The sequence below is a fragment of the Pseudomonas fluorescens genome (assembly GCF_001623525.1).
Classification (GTDB): Bacteria; Pseudomonadota; Gammaproteobacteria; order Pseudomonadales; family Pseudomonadaceae; genus Aquipseudomonas; species Aquipseudomonas fluorescens_Q.
The window spans coordinates 1,542,916-1,558,449 of sequence record NZ_CP015225.1; the positions used below are offsets into that span (position 1 = coordinate 1,542,916).

16 protein-coding genes are annotated in these 15,534 nt (G+C 62.1%); 12 read left to right on the forward strand and 4 right to left on the reverse strand.

Annotated elements, in window-relative coordinates; all coding sequences use genetic code 11:
- Nucleotides 1–5: 5 nt before the first annotated feature.
- The 6 genes from hpaE to hpaI all read left to right on the forward strand — a co-directional run bounded on the left by hpaE (nt 6) and on the right by hpaI (nt 5,980).
- Nucleotides 6–1,466 (forward strand): 5-carboxymethyl-2-hydroxymuconate semialdehyde dehydrogenase, encoded by a 1,461-nt coding sequence (gene hpaE / locus TK06_RS06655; protein ID WP_063321377.1) that lies wholly within the window; start codon nt 6–8, stop codon nt 1,464–1,466.
- A gap of 187 nt (nt 1,467–1,653) precedes the next feature.
- Entirely contained in the window at nt 1,654–2,511 is an 858-nt protein-coding gene (gene hpaD / locus TK06_RS06660; RefSeq protein WP_063321378.1) for a 3,4-dihydroxyphenylacetate 2,3-dioxygenase, read from the forward strand.
- 91 nt (nt 2,512–2,602) lie between these two features.
- Entirely contained in the window at nt 2,603–2,995 is a 393-nt protein-coding gene (locus TK06_RS06665) for a 5-carboxymethyl-2-hydroxymuconate Delta-isomerase (protein ID WP_063321379.1), read from the forward strand.
- 52 nt (nt 2,996–3,047) lie between these two features.
- Entirely contained in the window at nt 3,048–4,352 is a 1,305-nt protein-coding gene (locus TK06_RS06670; RefSeq protein WP_063321380.1) for an MFS transporter, read from the forward strand.
- Between the two features lie 12 nt (nt 4,353–4,364).
- A complete protein-coding gene (gene hpaH, locus TK06_RS06675) occupies nt 4,365–5,168 on the forward strand; it encodes a 2-oxo-hept-4-ene-1,7-dioate hydratase (RefSeq protein ID WP_063321381.1) in 804 nt (267 codons plus the stop codon).
- Between the two features lie 14 nt (nt 5,169–5,182).
- Entirely contained in the window at nt 5,183–5,980 is a 798-nt protein-coding gene (gene hpaI, locus TK06_RS06680) for a 4-hydroxy-2-oxoheptanedioate aldolase (protein WP_063321382.1), read from the forward strand.
- 144 nt (nt 5,981–6,124) lie between these two features.
- Here hpaI and hpaR read toward each other — a convergent pair whose 3' ends face one another.
- The 3 genes from hpaR to TK06_RS06695 all read right to left on the reverse strand — a co-directional run bounded on the left by hpaR (nt 6,125) and on the right by TK06_RS06695 (nt 8,977).
- Entirely contained in the window at nt 6,125–6,547 is a 423-nt protein-coding gene (hpaR, locus tag TK06_RS06685) for a homoprotocatechuate degradation operon regulator HpaR (protein ID WP_063321383.1), read from the reverse strand.
- 252 nt (nt 6,548–6,799) lie between these two features.
- Nucleotides 6,800–7,741 carry a p-hydroxyphenylacetate 3-hydroxylase reductase component gene (locus tag TK06_RS06690; protein ID WP_063321384.1) on the reverse strand — a complete coding sequence of 314 codons (942 nt, stop codon included), beginning with the start codon at nt 7,739–7,741 and terminating at the stop codon, nt 6,800–6,802.
- A gap of 66 nt (nt 7,742–7,807) precedes the next feature.
- Nucleotides 7,808–8,977 carry a p-hydroxyphenylacetate 3-hydroxylase oxygenase component gene (locus TK06_RS06695; RefSeq protein ID WP_063321385.1) on the reverse strand — a complete coding sequence of 390 codons (1,170 nt, stop codon included), beginning with the start codon at nt 8,975–8,977 and terminating at the stop codon, nt 7,808–7,810.
- Between the two features lie 311 nt (nt 8,978–9,288).
- Here TK06_RS06695 and TK06_RS06700 point away from each other — a divergent pair, with 311 nt between their 5' ends.
- From TK06_RS06700 to TK06_RS06725, 6 genes are all read left to right on the forward strand, one after another.
- A complete protein-coding gene (locus tag TK06_RS06700; protein WP_063321386.1) occupies nt 9,289–10,587 on the forward strand; it encodes an NAD(P)/FAD-dependent oxidoreductase in 1,299 nt (432 codons plus the stop codon).
- Between the two features lie 182 nt (nt 10,588–10,769).
- A complete protein-coding gene (locus tag TK06_RS06705; RefSeq protein WP_063321387.1) occupies nt 10,770–11,135 on the forward strand; it encodes a cupin domain-containing protein in 366 nt (121 codons plus the stop codon).
- A 51-nt stretch (nt 11,136–11,186) separates the two neighbouring features.
- Nucleotides 11,187–11,846 (forward strand): helix-turn-helix transcriptional regulator, encoded by a 660-nt coding sequence (locus TK06_RS06710; RefSeq protein WP_063321388.1) that lies wholly within the window; start codon nt 11,187–11,189, stop codon nt 11,844–11,846.
- Between the two features lie 78 nt (nt 11,847–11,924).
- Nucleotides 11,925–12,746 (forward strand): molybdenum cofactor biosynthesis F family protein, encoded by an 822-nt coding sequence (locus TK06_RS06715; protein ID WP_063321389.1) that lies wholly within the window; start codon nt 11,925–11,927, stop codon nt 12,744–12,746.
- Complete coding sequence (locus TK06_RS06720) at nt 12,739–13,539, forward strand: SDR family NAD(P)-dependent oxidoreductase (RefSeq protein ID WP_063321390.1); 801 nt, start codon at nt 12,739–12,741, stop codon at nt 13,537–13,539. Before TK06_RS06715 ends, TK06_RS06720 begins: the two co-directional genes overlap by 8 nt.
- Entirely contained in the window at nt 13,532–14,299 is a 768-nt protein-coding gene (locus TK06_RS06725) for an SDR family oxidoreductase (RefSeq protein WP_063321391.1), read from the forward strand. Before TK06_RS06720 ends, TK06_RS06725 begins: the two co-directional genes overlap by 8 nt.
- 171 nt (nt 14,300–14,470) lie before the next feature.
- Here the strand turns inward: TK06_RS06725 and feaR are convergent, their stop codons facing one another.
- The gene (gene feaR, locus TK06_RS06730; protein ID WP_063321392.1) at nt 14,471–15,433 is read right to left on the reverse strand and encodes a transcriptional regulator FeaR; all 963 of its coding nucleotides are present in this window, start codon (nt 15,431–15,433) and stop codon (nt 14,471–14,473) included.
- Nucleotides 15,434–15,534: the final 101 nt, after the last annotated feature.

A 15,534-nucleotide genomic window follows, 5' to 3' on the forward strand; every position in this document is an offset into this window, starting at 1 on the left:
GCAGCATGATCAAACACTGGATCGACGGCCGTGAGGTCGAAAGCAAAGACGTCTTCGTCAACTACAACCCCGCCACCGGCGAGGCCATCGGCGAAGTCGCCAGCGGCGGCGCCGAGGAAGTGGCCCAAGCGGTCGCGGCAGCCAAGGAAGCGTTTCCGAAATGGGCCAATACCCCGGCCAAGGAACGCGCCCGGCTGATGCGCAAGCTCGGTGAACTGATCGAGCAGAACGTGCCGCAACTGGCCGAACTGGAAACCCTCGACACGGGCTTGCCGATCCACCAGACCAAGAACGTGCTGATCCCGCGGGCCTCCCACAACTTCGATTTCTTTGCCGAAGTCTGCACGCGAATGGACGGTCACACCTATCCGGTCGACGACCAGATGCTCAACTACACCCTGTACCAACCGGTGGGTGTCTGCGCGCTGGTATCGCCCTGGAACGTACCGTTCATGACCGCGACCTGGAAAACGGCACCGTGCCTGGCCCTGGGCAACACGGCCGTGCTGAAGATGTCCGAACTGTCGCCGTTGACCGCCAACGAGCTGGGGCGCCTGGCCGTCGAGGCCGGCATTCCCAATGGCGTATTGAACGTGATCCAGGGTTACGGCGCCACCGCCGGCGATGCGCTGGTGCGCCACCCGGATGTACGGGCGATCTCCTTCACTGGGGGCACCGCCACCGGCAAGAAAATCATGCAGACCGCCGGGTTGAAAAAGTACTCGATGGAACTGGGCGGCAAGTCGCCGGTACTGATTTTCGAAGACGCCGACCTGGAACGCGCCCTCGACGCCGCGCTGTTCACGATTTTTTCCCTCAACGGCGAACGCTGCACCGCCGGCAGCCGGATCTTCATCCAGGAAAGCGTCTACCCGCAGTTCGTGGCCGAGTTCGCCGCCCGCGCCAAGCGCCTGATCGTCGGTGATCCGCAGGACCCGAAAACCCAGGTCGGTTCGATGATCACCCAGGCCCATTACGACAAGGTCACTGGCTACATCAAGATCGGCCTCGAAGAAGGCGCCACCCTCCTGGCCGGTGGCCTGGAGCGTCCGGCCAATTTGCCTGCCCATCTGAGCCGCGGCCAGTTCATCCAGCCGACGGTGTTCGCCGACGTCAACAACAAGATGCGCATCGCCCAGGAAGAAATCTTCGGCCCGGTGGTGTGCCTGATCCCGTTCAAGGATGAAGCCGAGGCCCTGCATCTGGCCAACGACACCGAATATGGCCTGGCTTCGTACATCTGGACCCAGGACATTGGCAAGGCCCATCGCCTGGCCCATGGCATCGAGGCCGGCATGGTGTTCATCAACAGCCAGAACGTGCGCGACCTGCGCCAGCCTTTCGGCGGCGTGAAGGGTTCCGGAACCGGCCGCGAAGGCGGACAGTACAGCTTTGAAGTGTTTGCCGAGATCAAGAACGTTTGCATCTCCATGGGCAGTCATCACATACCGCGATGGGGTGTTTAACCCAAGGTAAGTGATGAACCCTGTGGCGAGGGAGCTTGCTCCCGCTGGGCTGCGAAGCAGCCCCGCTTTTCCTGACGATTGCTGCGCAATCGAGCGGGAGCAAGCTCCCTCGCCACAACTCATCATCAAGACCCGATTCACCGATTATCCAAGATCCAACAAGAACAATCTTTTCAGGAGAATCATCATGGGCGAAGTCGTCCTGGCTGCGAAAATCTGCCACGTTCCCTCGATGTACCTGTCGGAGCTGCCCGGCAAGCACCACGGTTGCCGCGCCGCCGCGATTGCCGGCCACAAGGAAATCGGCCGTCGCGCCCGTGAGCTGGGGGCCGACACCGCCGTGGTGTTCGACGTGCACTGGCTGGTCAACAGCGCCTATCACGTCAACAGCGGCGCGCACTTCAAGGGCATCTACACCAGCAACGAGCTGCCGCACTTCATCAAGAACATGGAGTACGAATACTCAGGCGCCCCGGAACTGGGCGAGCTGATCGCCGCCGAGGCCAATGCCGCCGATGTGCGCACCCTGGCCCACAACATCCCAAGCCTTGAACTGGAATACGGCACGCTGGTGCCGATGCGCTACATGCACATGGACGTCCCTCAGGAACAGAAATTCGACGTCGTATCGATTGCTGCCTGGTGCGCCTGGCACCGCCTGCAAGACAGCTTCACCTTCGGCGCCGCCGTGCGCCGGGCCATCGAAAAAAGCGACCGCAAGGTCCTGGTGCTCGCGTCCGGCTCGCTGTCGCACCGTTTCTCCGACGATCGCAACGCTGAAGCCAACATCCACAACTGGACGCGGGAGTTCGACAAGCAGGTCGACCTGCACGTCGTCGAGATGTGGCGCCAGGGCCGCTGGAAAGAGTTCTGCGCCATGCTCCCGGACTACGCCGAACACTGCTTCGGCGAAGGCAAGATGCATGACACGGCGATGCTGCTGGGGTTGCTCGGCGGGCCGGACTACGACAAGCCTGCCGAAATCATCACCGAGCCTTTCGGCAGCTCCGGCACCGGACAGATCAACGCCATTTTTCCAGTCTGAACAGCAGCTGCAAGCCGCAAGCTAAAAGCTGATCGCTTGCAACTTGTCGCTTGTAGCTCTCCACTCAAAGCTGCCGACGCAGGAGGCCCCCATGCCGCATTTCATCGCCGAATACACCGACAACATCGAACAACAAGCCGACCTGCCCGGCCTGTTTGAAAAGGTCCACGCCTTGCTGGGCGACAGCGGCGTGTTCCCCCAGGGCGGCATCCGCAGCCGGGGCGTGCGCCTGGACACCTGGCGCATGGCCGACGGCAAGCACGACTACGCCTTCGTACACATGACCTTGAAAGTCGGCCACGGCCGCGACCTGGCCACGCGCCAGAAAGTCGCGGAAAAACTCTTCGAGGTGATCACCGCGCACTTTGCCGAGCTCCAGGCCCAGCGCCTGCTGGCCCTGTCGTTCGAGATGATCGAGCTGCACGAACAGCTCAATTTCAAGGCCAACAACGTCCACGCCTTCCTCAAGGGCCAGGCCACCTGAATCCGTCTGCCTCGCGTTCCCCATCGGCCTCTCTGACAAAAAGTACAAGATCATGAGCACAGCCCATACCGCCAACACCGCCGGCACCGTCGCGCACGACCGCACCCATGCCACCATCACCTGGCGGCTGATGCCGCTGCTGCTGGTCTGTTACCTCTTTGCCCACCTGGATCGCATCAACATCGGCTTCGCGAAGATGCAGATGAGCGCCGACCTGCAGTTCAGCGACACCGTCTACGGCTTCGGCGCGGGGCTGTTCTTCATCGCCTATGCGCTGTTTGGGGTGCCCAGCAACATGGCCCTGGACCGGGTCGGTCCGCGGCGCTGGATCGCCACGCTGATGGTGGTCTGGGGCGCTTTGTCCAGCGGCATGTTCCTTATCGACAGCGCCGCCGGTTTCTACGTGTTGCGCTTTCTGCTGGGCGTGGCCGAGGCCGGTTTCTTTCCTGGCATCCTGGTCTTTCTCAACCGTTGGTATCCGGCCCGGCGCCGGGCCCAGGTGACCGCGTTGTTCGCCATCGCCGTGCCGATGGCCGGGGTGATTGGCGGGCCTTTGTCCGGCGGCATTCTCGAGCACTTCCATGATGTTGGCGGTTTGCGTGGCTGGCAGTGGATGTTCGTCATCGAAGGGCTGCCGGTGATCCTGCTCGGCCTTGTTGTGCTCAAGTGCCTGCCGGACGATTTCGAGACGGTCAAGTGGCTCACACCGCACGCCAAGCAGCAGCTGCGCGAACAACTGAGCCTTGAAGAACAGCGCAAATCCATTACCTCGTTTTCGGCGATTCTCAACAATCCGCAGGTCTGGTTGTTGGTGGCGGTGTACTTTGCCGTGATGTTGGCGGTGAATACCCTGGCCTTCTGGATGCCCACCCTGATCCATGGCGCCGGCATCGGCAGCGACGGCAAGGTCGGGCTGCTCAGCGCGGTGCCCTACCTGGCCGGCTGTTTCTTCATGATCGGCTGCGGGCGCTCCTCCGACCGCCATCGCGAACGTCGCTGGCACCTGTGCGTACCGCTGTTGATGGCCGCGCTGGGCATTGCGGTCACCGGGCTCTCACCCGGCAATCCAATCCTGGTGCTCAGCGGCCTGATTGTCGCCGGCATGGGCGCCAGTGCGGCGTTGCCGATGTTCTGGCAACTGCCGCCAGCCTTCCTGTCCAACGGCACCCAGGCCGCCGGTATCGCGCTGATCAGCTCCTTCGGCAGCATCGCCTCATTCTTCGCGCCCTACCTGATCGGCTGGATGCGCGACACCACCCAGAGCGCCAGTCTCGCCTTGTATGCGCTCGCCCTGCTCATCGCCCTTGGTGGCTTGCTGGTGCTGCGCACACATGCCGCCATCGTCAACCCTCAATAAGAGACCCTTGCCATGCTTGACCAGAACCTCATCCAACAAGCCGCCGCCCGCCTCGACCATGCCGAACGCTCCCGCGAGCAGGTGCGGCAGTTTTCCCTCGATCACCCGGACATCACGATCGAGGATGCCTACGCCATTCAGCGCGCCTGGGTCGCGCAGAAAATCAAGGACGGGCGCAAGCTGGTCGGCCACAAGATCGGCCTGACCTCCCGGGCCATGCAGGTGTCGTCGAACATCACCGAGCCGGACTACGGCGCGCTGCTGGACGACATGTTCTTCGACGAAGGCACCGATATTCCGTTCGAGCGTTTCATCGTGCCGCGGGTGGAAGTGGAGCTGGCGTTCATCCTCGGCAAGCCATTGAAAGGCCCGAACGTGACGGTTTTCGACGTGCTCGACGCCACCGAATGGGTGATTCCGGCGCTGGAAATCATCGATGCGCGCATCCAGCAGATCGACCCGCAGACCAAGGCGACCCGCAAGGTGTTCGACACCATTTCCGACAACGCCGCCAATGCCGGCGTGGTCATGGGCGGTCGCGCCGTACGCCCGACCGAGATCGACCTGCGCAAGGTGCCGGCGGTGCTGTACCGCAACGGTGTGATCGAGGAGTCTGGCGTCTCGGCGGCGGTGCTCAATCACCCGGCCAAAGGTGTGGCCTGGCTGGCGAACAAGCTGGCGGCCTATGACGTCACCCTGCAACCGGGACAGATCATCCTCGGTGGTTCCTTCACCCGCCCCGTGGCAGCCAACCCCGGCGATACCTTCCATGTCGACTACGACATGCTCGGCGCCATCGCCTGCCGTTTCGTCTGATCGGAGACCGTTTCATGGACATGCCCATCAATACCTTCAAGCAACGCCTGCGCAGCGGCGAGGCGCAGATCGGCCTGTGGCTGGGGTTGGCCGATGCCTACTGTGCGGAACTGGCGGCCAACGCCGGCTTCGACTGGCTGCTGATCGACGGTGAACACGCGCCCAACGACTTGCGCACCTTGCTCGGCCAGCTCCAGGCCGTGGCCCCCTACCCCAGCCAGCCGGTGATACGCCCAGTGATCGGTGACACGGCGCTGATCAAGCAAGTGCTCGATATTGGCGTGCAGACCCTGCTGGTGCCGATGGTGGAAAGCGCCGACCAGGCGCGCGAACTGGTGCGCGCCATCCACTACCCGCCCCATGGCGTACGTGGTGTCGGCAGCGCACTGGCCCGGGCGTCACGCTGGAACAGCATCCCCGGTTACCTCGACAAAGCCGACGAACAGATGTGTCTGCTGGTGCAGATCGAAAGTCGCGAAGGCCTGGCCAACCTGGACGCCATTGCCGCGGTGGACGGTGTCGATGGAGTCTTTATCGGCCCGGCGGACCTGAGCGCGTCCATGGGTTTTCGCGGCAACCCCGGCCACCCGCAGGTACAAGCGGCCATCGAAGACGCCATCGCCCGCATCCGTCAGGCCGGCAAGGCAGCCGGGATTCTCAGTGCCGATGAAAAACTGGCCCGGCGCTATATCGAACTCGGCGCGGCGTTTGTCGCGGTGGGCGTGGATACGACGGTGTTGATGCGGGGCTTGCAGACATTGGCGGCGACGTTCAAGGACACACCAAAGCCTGCGGCTGGCGGTGTGTACTGACAGCACCACAAACCCCGTGGCGAGGGAGCTTGCTCCCGCTGGGTCGCGAAGCGGCCCCTTGATTCCGACAGTGAATTCAAGACTTTTGGGCCTGCTGCGCAGTCCAGCGGGAGCAAGCTCCCTCGCCACAAAAGCAGACCAGCCTCAGCGCCTGATCGCCTTCAGGTCATTGAGTAACCCCAGCAACGTCTGCAATTTTTCCTCCCCTAACTTGTCCTGCAGACGCTGATAGTTCGCTTCCATGCTCTGGCTCATCGAATCGAAGCTCGCCTGCCCTTGCGGCGCCAGGCGCACCAGCACCCGGCGCTGATCCTGTTCAGCCTTGCGCCGCACCACCATGCCTGCCGCCTCCATGCGCACCAGCACGCCGGTCATGCTGGGCTTGAGGATGCAGGCCAATTCGGCCAGGCGATTGATCTCCAGCTCATCGTGCTGGCTAAGAATGCGGATGACTCGCCATTGCTGCTCGGTCAAGCCATGTTGATTGAGGGAAGGCCGGAAAAAGCCCATGGCCGCTTCACGGGCCTGGAGCAGGGTCAGGGTCAAGGATTGGCGCAGCTTGGGCATGGGTGGGGTTCGCGAGAAGAGTTAGTTAATGAGTTAACTAAATCTTAACAGCTTCCAACCCATGTCGGACCATCCGTTCACAGAATCTGGATCAAGCGAGGCCTCTGTGGCGAGGGAGCTTGCTCCCGCTGGGCTGCGCAGCAGCCCCTGGATCAGTCGCAGCGGAGTGTCAGGCAATCTGAGCTTGGAGTGTTGGGGCCGCTTCGCGGCCCAGCGGGAGCAAGCTCCCTCGCCACACGTATCGATGCGAGTTCAAGCGCCCTTGATCACACCCTTGAGCACCGCTTTGAAATGCTCCACCTGGGCCTCGCCGAACTGGCCGAACACCTTGTCCTGCTGTTCCTTGGCGATGCCCCAGAGCCCTTCGGTCTCATCGATGCCCTTGGCGGTCAGGCGTACCCGTTCGCCTTCATCGGTCACCAGGCCCTTGCGCTTGAGGTTGGCTACGGCTTCTTCGATCTCGCGCGCCGGCATCGCCACTTCCCGCTGCAAGTCACACAGGTTCAGCCCGGCGTCGTTCTCCAGCACCATCAGCATTCGTGCCTCACTGGTGCGCAAGCCAGTGGACAACTGACGCGGCTGGTAGCTGGCCTGGTAAGCCCGCAGCGCCTGAGTCATCAGGTAATACAGATTGTGACTCAAGCGCCCCTGGAAGTGACTGCTGGGGGACTGGCCCTCTTCCCGTCTGGTCATGCGAGTGTGGGGCAGCACCATCGAGTAGGCGCCCTGGTGATAGAGCAATGGAGAGCGTCCAAAATCATCAAACGCCACGACCTTGCCGATCATGATCCAGTGATCGCCGCCATCGACCTGCTGGAATTTTTCACAGTGAAAACGCGCCGAGCAATCGACAAACACCGGGGCGCCGCCTTCGCCGGTTTCGAATTCGATTTCGGCGAAGCGGTCCTCCTTGGGTCGTGCGAAGTTGTTCGACAGGTCGATCTGGTCGGCGGCCAGCACGTTCACCGCAAAATGGCTGGCGGCTTCGAACACACCATGGCTGCTCGAACGCTTGTCGATGCTCCACAAGATCAATGGCGGGTCCAGGGACACCGAGTTGAAACTGTTGGCTGTCACACCGACCTTGCGGCCATCTTCAGTGGCAGCGGTGACCACGGTCACGCCGGTGGCGAAGTTACCCAGGGCCCGGCGGAATGCGCGGGTATCGAAAGCGGTATCACAAAGACTGGACATGCAAGACTCCCGGCCGCCTCGAGCGACGGCCTCGATTATTGTTCTAGGGGTACAACGAACAGGCGGTCAAACCATGGACGGATCAGGCTCAAGGCCCATCAACTCACGACCGAGAATCTGCGCACAAACGTCGTAGTCGGTATAGGCATGGGCGCCGGTCAGGTGGGCGTCGCGGAACAGCCGTTGCAACTCGTTGTTCTCGAACCAGGCGCCGCCGCCAGCCGCCTCCATCAAGCGGTCGACAGCCTGTATGCACATTTTGGTGGCATAGCCCTGGTTGGTCCGCCAGAACGCCAGGGTTTCCCGGCTGGGGTATTCGTGGCGCTCACCGTATTCGGCGTGCTCCTGCCAGGTTTTCTCCAGAAAGGCACGGGCCGCGGCCACCTGATGGGTCGACTCGGCCAGGCGCATCAACGCCGGGGTAGCGGCACCGACTGCCGCACCGGTGTAGGCCCGCACGCGGTTGCGGGTCTTCTCGCGAAAGACCTCCAGCATGCGTTCGGCCACGCCCAGGCTGACCGTGGAAAAACCACTGGCGAAGTAAGGGCGGTATGGCGAGTAGAAGATCTTGCTATCGGGGTACAGGCCGAATCCGCCGGACTTGCCCTCCATCATGTCCTTGGCTTTCTGGATCCGGTGTTCCGGCACGAAAGCGTTGTCGATGATCAACGTCTTGCTGCCACTGCCGCGCATGCCCACCGCGAACCAGTCATCGCGAATCTCATAGTCGCTGCGCGGCAGCACCGCAAAGCAATAGTCCTGGACGCCTTCGGCGTTTTTACGGCGAAACCCAACGATCGCCCATTCGGCATGATCGCAGCCGCTGCTCCAGCCCATTTCACCGCTGAACGTCACACCGCCCTCGACTTCCTCGGTGCGGCCAAACGGCGCGATACTGCTGCTGGCAGTGGCATCGGGATCATCGCCCCAGATTTCCTGCTGGGCCCTGGCCGGGAACATTGCCAACTGATGGCTGTGGGTGCACAACAGGCTCATGGCCCAGGCCGTGCTGGCGCAGGCGCCGGCCAGCAGCGCGATGCAATCGGCGAACTGCGGCAGGGAAATCTCCAGGCCACCGTAGGGTTTCGGCTGGAAGGCCCGGTGCATGCCGATGCTTTTGAGCAAGGCGATATTCTCGGCAGGGACGCTACGGTCCTTCTCCGCCTGGAAGGCATTGGCGGCAATGACCGGCAGGAGGGGCTTGAGGTCTTCGAGCAGCGGGTTTGGCTTTTTCATGGACAGGCTCTTTTATTATTGGCATCTGCCAATCCCGTCTCTGCCCGGCAACCTGAGGTTGCACAAACAGCGGGATCAGTGATTAAGGCCGGTCCAGTATGGGCAATCACAGGCGGGTGAAAAATGCACCTTCCAGATCCAAGATTGTACTTTTCATGGGGCAGCTTTCGGCGCCATGGCGCGCTCGGTCAAATCCCCCGGCACGGATGATCAAGACAAGCGCCCCGCCAAGGCTCTTAATAGGGCCATCCCCTGCAATGCCTTGCGAAGGCGTGGCAACGGAGTTTCCTTTCACTTTGTCAGGTTGCGTCATGATCAATATCGAAACGCCCACCTATTACACGGCCACCAAGAAATACAACCTCAGCTTCCCCACGTTGGAACAGGACGTGGACGCCGATGTTGTGGTCATTGGCGGCGGTTTCTCCGGGATCAATACCGCGCTGGAGCTCGCCGAAAAAGGCATCACCAACATCGTGGTGCTGGAGGCGCGTTACCTGGGGTTCGGCGGCACTGGGCGCAATGGCGGGCAGATTATGGCCGGCATCGGTCATGACCTGGAAAAGATCAAGAAGGACGTGGGTGAAGACGGCCTGCGCCAGATCTTCGAGATCAGCGACCTGGGCGCCGACATCATCAAGGACCGTATCGCCAAGTACGCCATCGATGCCGACTTCTGCCACGGCTACGGCTACATGGGCTTCAACGCGCGCCAGGAGAAAACCCTGCGGGCCTGGGAAAAAGACTTCAAGTCAGTCAATAGCAAACACGAGATCCGGTTTCTCGGCGGCTCCGACGTGCAGCAGATCATCGGTTCCAAGGCCTATGGCAGTGCCTTGCTGCACATGGGTGGCGGGCATGTGCACTCACTGAACCTGTTATTGGGTGAGGCCAAGGCCCTGGTCAGCCACGGCGTACGGATTTTCGAGAACAGCCCGGCGCTGGAAGTCAGTTATGGCGAGCGCATCACCGTGCGTACCGGGCGTGGCTCGGTCAGGGCCAGCAAGCTGCTCTGGGCCTGCGACAGTTTCCTCAACAAGCTGGAACCGGAGCTGCATCGCTCGACCATCAACACCTACGCCTTCCAGATGATGACCGAGCCACTGTCGGACGAACTGATCCAGCGCATCAGCCCGATTCGCGGTGCCTACAGTGACATTCGCCCGGTGATCGACTACTACCGCGTCACCAACGAAAACCGCCTGCTGTTCGGTGCCGCCACGCCGTTGGTGGAGCACATCCCCCAGGATCTCAAGGCCTGGAACCGACGCCTGATGCTGAAGATCTTCCCTTACCTCAAGGACGTGAAGATCGACCTGGCCTGGGGTGGCCCAATGGCGTGCAGCCCGAACCTGTTCCCGCAGATCGGCACCCTGCCCGGGCGCAGCAACGCGTTTTTCGTCCAGGGTTACTCAGGCTTTGGCGTCACGCCGAGCCACATCATCTGCAAGGTGCTGGCCGAAGGCATGAGCGAAGGCTCGGCGCGCTACGACCTGGTCAGCTCGATCCAGCGCCCGACCATCATCGGCAAAGACGCCATTCGTCCATTGCTGCTGACCGCTGGCAAGTCCTGGCACCAGCTGTCGGGCTACTGGAACGGCCGTCGCTGAGATGTGTGGTTGAACATACACCCTGTGGCGAGGGGATTTATCCCCGCTGGCTGCGAAGCAGCCCCATAAGCAGCGCAGATGCAGGTTTTTTCAGGGGGCGCTGCGCGCCCAGCGGGGATAAATCCCTCGCCACAAGAACCCCTTCCAACTTCGCTATTTTTTAATCATCAGGAGTTACTGCCATGCCCCTTATCACCGTCAAAAAAGACATCCAGCTGTCCGACCTGGACGCCTGGGGCACCGTCGCCGATCTCGGTTCGCAGATTCTCGAAGGCGAAGTCAAAGCCTTCGGCAAGATGACCTTCGGCGCACCCACCGACCCCGTCAGCAGCGCCTACTTCGGTACCACCCAAGGCAAGTTCCGGATGGTCTATCCCTTCGCCGAACAAGCCACCGTGGTCACCGGTGAAGTGGTGCTCACCGACGAGGCCACCGGCCAGAGCACCCGCTACAAGGCCGGCGACAGCTGGTTCGTGACCAAGGGCACACCAGTGCTGTGGGAAGTGGTCAGCGAGAGTTTCGTCAAACACTACTTCGCGGTAGCCTGATCGGACTTGGCTGCCGGCCCGACCGGCAGCCCTCTCGGCGAAGGTGCGACCATGAACCTCATCCCCACCCAGGACATCGCCGGCCAGTGCCTGCACGCATTTACCCAGCTCGTTCCCGTCAGCCGGGCGGCGTTCTACTGCGTTGATCGGCAACTGCAGGTCCACGACTTCAGCCTGCACAGGATGAGCGGCGAGATGCACCGCGACTATCTGGACAACTATCGCCAATTTGATCCGCTGCACCCGCGCCACTGCGTGTCCAGCGAGTTGGCCGTGGTGCCGTTGAGCCTGGCGATGACCCGCCAACCGCTGCGTGACAACCATCGTTATCGGGACTTCCTGCAGCGCTACGGCGTGGTCGACGTGGTGGAAGTCTTCGCCCATCGCGATGGTCAGCCTCAAGCCGCGATTTCGTTGTTGCGCACCGCCGAGCAAGGTGTCTTCACCAGCCAGCAGTTGAGCCAACTCAGCGCGTTGCAGGCCTTGCTGCAACTGGCCGCGGCCCATTTGCCCAGCCATGAGGACCCACTGGGCGACTTGACGCCCAAGGAGCGCCAGATTGCCTGGCTGCTGCGCCAAGGCGTCAGCAACAAGCAATTGGCCCGGGAGCTGGAGGTGGGCTTGCCGACCATCAAGACTCACCTGATCCACCTGTTTCGCAAGGTAGGCGTGAGCAGCCGCACCGAGTTGGTCAGCGCACTGTTCCTCTGATCAACCATTTGGTTGATAGGCCGCCGTTACCCGGCACCGCATGATCCGAGTGGCTAATTCAACCACCGGAGCCTTGTAATGAGCACATCTTCAGACTGGATCACCGTCGGCGCCCTGGCCGATGGCTTTGCCCCCGAAGCCTTCATCCTGCCAAACCTGGCCGACCTGGACGGCAAGACCTTCACCCTGCATTTCGCCAATGGCTGGCAGATCGAGCATCGCTTCGAGCAGGACACCCTGACCTGGAACGCCGCCGACGGGCACTCCAACGGCAGCGCGACCTACCGGGCCACATCCGTACGCCCGGGCCTATACCTGGTGGACTTCATCAAGCGCGAAGGCGAGCTGACGCTGTCGGTAAGCCTGGTGCTCGATACCGCCAGCGCCGCCTTCACCGCCGTGATCGGCCGCATGCCGAGCCAGCCGGAAACCGGCGAAGGCCTCTACAGCCGGGCGCTGGCCGGCAAGCCCCTGACCTCGGTTCAAGCGCAGTTCCTGCACGGCAGCCTCGATCGTCCCTGGCAGCCTGGCCTGTGCCCGCACGCACCGACCACCGAACTGGTGGGGCTGCGCAACCTGTATCGCTACAGCCCGAGCGAAGTCTACGAACACATTTACCTCAACGACCAGTTCTACTCGTGGCAGTGTCTCAAGGGCGTTGAGCAAGGCCTGTGCGACACCGATCGCTGCGACACCTACAAGATCGCCGATCAGTTGTACCTGTTCGTGTGGCGGGAAAAAATCATCCCGACCCTGGGCCTGGTGCTGATCGACCTGCAACAGCACCGCAGCGACGGCAAGATCTTCGGCTACGCCGGAGCGTCGTTCGATGAGTTCTCCAATTTCCCGGTCAGTTCCTACTGCCAGGTACTCAATCAGACGGAGTATCCCGATGCCTGAATCACGTACCGTGGTGATCACCGGTGCCGGTACCGGCATCGGCGCCGCCTGCGCCCGCCTGTATGCCGCCGAAGGCGCCAACCTGGTGCTGATCGGCCGCCGTCGCGAGCCCCTGGAAGCACTCGCCGAGGACATCGGCGGCCTGGTGCTGGTGGGCGATGCGGCCTGTCCGAACACCTGGGACGGCTTCGTCGAGCAGATTCGCAAGCGCCATGGCCGACTCGACGTGCTGCTGGCCTGTGCCGGTGGTATGGGCATGGGCAGCGCTACCGAGACTCATCCATCGGCCTGGGAAGCGGCCCTGCGCAGCAACCTCGACAGCGCCTTCTACAGCGCCCGGGCGTGCCTGCCGTTGCTGAAGGAAAGCGCCGGCAACATTGTGCTGATTGCCTCCATCGCTTCGTTGGCGGCAGGCCCCCACGTGTGCGGCTACACCACCGCCAAGCATGCGCTGTTGGGCCTCAACCGCTCCCTGGCAAGGGATTACGGGCCTCACGGCGTACGGGTCAATGCAATCTGCCCAGGTTGGGTCCGCACCCCCATGGCCGATGAAGAAATGCAGGCACTGATGCAGTTCCATGGCGAAACGTTGCAACAGGCGTATGACCGGGTCTGCGCCGACGTGCCGTTGCGCAGGCCGGCCAGTGCGGAGGAAATCGCCAACGTCTGCCGCTTCCTGGCCTCCCCTGATGCGTCGATCATCACCGGGGCGACGCTGGTGGCCGATGGCGGCTCCAGCATTGTCGATGTACCGACACTGGCCTTCAGCCGGATGGAGGCCAGCGATGTCTGAGGATCTGGATTTCAGCGGCCAGACCGTATTGGTCACGGGCGGCGCCCAGGGCATTGGCCGGGCCATTGTTGAAGCGTTTGCCCTGCGTGGGGCTCGCGTGGTCATCGCCGACCTTGGCCTGGCGCGCGCCGAAGCGGTGGCCGACGAATTGACCGCCGAGGGCTGTCAGGTACAAGCGGTGGGGGTTGACCTGGCCGACGCAACGGCGGTCTTCGGGATGATGGCCGAGCTGGAGCAGCGCTTGGGGAGGCTGGATATCCTGATCCACAACGCCGGGTATTTTCCGCTGACACCGTTCGCCGAGATCACCCCGTCGATGCTCGATCGTACGCTGGCGGTGAACCTGTCGGCGCTGTTCTGGCTGACCCAGGCCGCGTTGCCGATGTTCCGACGCCAGGGCCAAGGCTGCGTGCTGGTGACCTCCTCGGTCACCGGCCCGCGGGTGGCGTATCCAGGGCTCAGCCACTACGCGGCCTCCAAGGCCGGGGTCAATGGTTTCATTCGCAATGCCGCGCTGGAACTGGCGGCCGAGAATGTCCGCGTTAATGGGGTCGAGCCGGGCATGATCGCGACACCGGCCATGGCCAACCTGGGCGACGATGAAGTCAACCAGGACATTGCCCGCCGAGTGCCGCTGGGTCGATTGGGCCAACCGAGTGACATCGCCGGCGCCATGCTGTACCTGGCATCGAGCCTGGCCAGTTATGTGACCGGGCAGACTTTGGTGGTCGACGGGGGTTCGACGTTGCCGGAGGTCTGAACCTGAGTGGGGGGAGTCAGCTTGCGGTGAGGGTGGATGGACCACCGTCATCGCGAGCAAGCTCGCTCCCACACTTTCCAGTGTCACCCACAAAAATCATGTTCATCACAAATCCCTTTGTGGGAGCGGGCTTGCTCGCGATAGCGATCATCCAGTCAGCGACGACCTCATTCAAGCCACCCCCTGCCCCTCCTGCAGCCGGCTGGAACGAAACTCCTTGGGCGACAGCTCGAACTGCTTCTTGAACGAACGGCTGAAATGCGCCGAATCGGTAAAGCCCCATTTGTAGGCAATCGAGGTAATGGACTCGTCCCGCAGGAACGGATTGGTCAGGTCATCAGCGCTGCGCTTGAGCCGGGCCCGCTGGATATAGCGGCAAACGCTGTCATCCTGCTCTTCGAACAATCGATACAGGTGCCGCACCGAAATATTCAGTCGATTGGCCAGGCCCACCGGGCTGAGGCCGGGCTGGGTCAGTGACTCATCGATGACCTTCTGTACATAGCTGCGCAGATGGCTGCCCTGCAACGCAACCCCCTCATCACGGGCATCGCTACTGTGCTCCAAGGCCGAGCCCAACAGTGAAACGAAGGCACTCTGCAACGCTTCACCCTCGCCCGCGGCGCCCTCGCCGTCGGGTGTGTCCCTGCACAGCTGGTCCATCAAGACATGCAGCATCCGCCCACACGCCTTGCTGGACGAAACCTTGCCGAAAGTCTTGGTCTCCCCGCCCAGTTGTCGCGACACGTCCTGGCGAGACAAGGACAGCACCGCGTGCTCGATCAGGCCGAACGGGCTGATCTCAAGCGCCCCCACGGAATCCATCAGCAGCAGTTCACCGGGTGCCAGCTGAATGCTCAAGCCGTTCTGGGTAATGCGGCAATAGCCGCTGCGCTGGCTGACCAGGAAGCAATCCTGGTCATCGTCGTGATCCGCGTTGGGTAAGTGACGCTTGATGCTACCGGCGTTGGTGCGCAGGTTCGCGAGGGCAAGGCCACCCCGATGGAAATTCGACACTTCACCAATAAACAGCGAACGATTGAAGGCCAGCTCGGTATCGAAGTGGCCGCAAGTCGCCCGCAGATCCCGGTTCCAGGTGTCCAGACCGTCCTGCCCAACCTGTTGCATGCTCATGGCATTCTCCGCAGTGGCTTATTGTTTTTGTGCGGCAATAGTTAACATGTTATCTATATGCACGCAACAAGTACCTGATCGCCAGAGCAGTAGCAGGAATG

Coding starts and splice junctions, on each gene's coding strand:
- TK06_RS06665 (WP_063321379.1), top strand. CDS start 2,603: ATGCCGCATTTCATCGCCGAATACACCGACAACATCGAACAACAAGCC.
- TK06_RS06715 (WP_063321389.1), top strand. CDS start 11,925: ATGAGCACATCTTCAGACTGGATCACCGTCGGCGCCCTGGCCGATGGC.
- TK06_RS06695 (WP_063321385.1), bottom strand. CDS start 8,977: ATGAAAAAGCCAAACCCGCTGCTCGAAGACCTCAAGCCCCTCCTGCCG.
- hpaE (WP_063321377.1), top strand. CDS start 6: ATGATCAAACACTGGATCGACGGCCGTGAGGTCGAAAGCAAAGACGTC.
- TK06_RS06720 (WP_063321390.1), top strand. CDS start 12,739: ATGCCTGAATCACGTACCGTGGTGATCACCGGTGCCGGTACCGGCATC.
- TK06_RS06710 (WP_063321388.1), top strand. CDS start 11,187: ATGAACCTCATCCCCACCCAGGACATCGCCGGCCAGTGCCTGCACGCA.
- hpaR (WP_063321383.1), bottom strand. CDS start 6,547: ATGCCCAAGCTGCGCCAATCCTTGACCCTGACCCTGCTCCAGGCCCGT.
- hpaD (WP_063321378.1), top strand. CDS start 1,654: ATGGGCGAAGTCGTCCTGGCTGCGAAAATCTGCCACGTTCCCTCGATG.
- TK06_RS06700 (WP_063321386.1), top strand. CDS start 9,289: ATGATCAATATCGAAACGCCCACCTATTACACGGCCACCAAGAAATAC.
- feaR (WP_063321392.1), bottom strand. CDS start 15,433: ATGAGCATGCAACAGGTTGGGCAGGACGGTCTGGACACCTGGAACCGG.
- TK06_RS06670 (WP_063321380.1), top strand. CDS start 3,048: ATGAGCACAGCCCATACCGCCAACACCGCCGGCACCGTCGCGCACGAC.
- hpaH (WP_063321381.1), top strand. CDS start 4,365: ATGCTTGACCAGAACCTCATCCAACAAGCCGCCGCCCGCCTCGACCAT.
- TK06_RS06690 (WP_063321384.1), bottom strand. CDS start 7,741: ATGTCCAGTCTTTGTGATACCGCTTTCGATACCCGCGCATTCCGCCGG.
- TK06_RS06705 (WP_063321387.1), top strand. CDS start 10,770: ATGCCCCTTATCACCGTCAAAAAAGACATCCAGCTGTCCGACCTGGAC.
- TK06_RS06725 (WP_063321391.1), top strand. CDS start 13,532: ATGTCTGAGGATCTGGATTTCAGCGGCCAGACCGTATTGGTCACGGGC.
- hpaI (WP_063321382.1), top strand. CDS start 5,183: ATGGACATGCCCATCAATACCTTCAAGCAACGCCTGCGCAGCGGCGAG.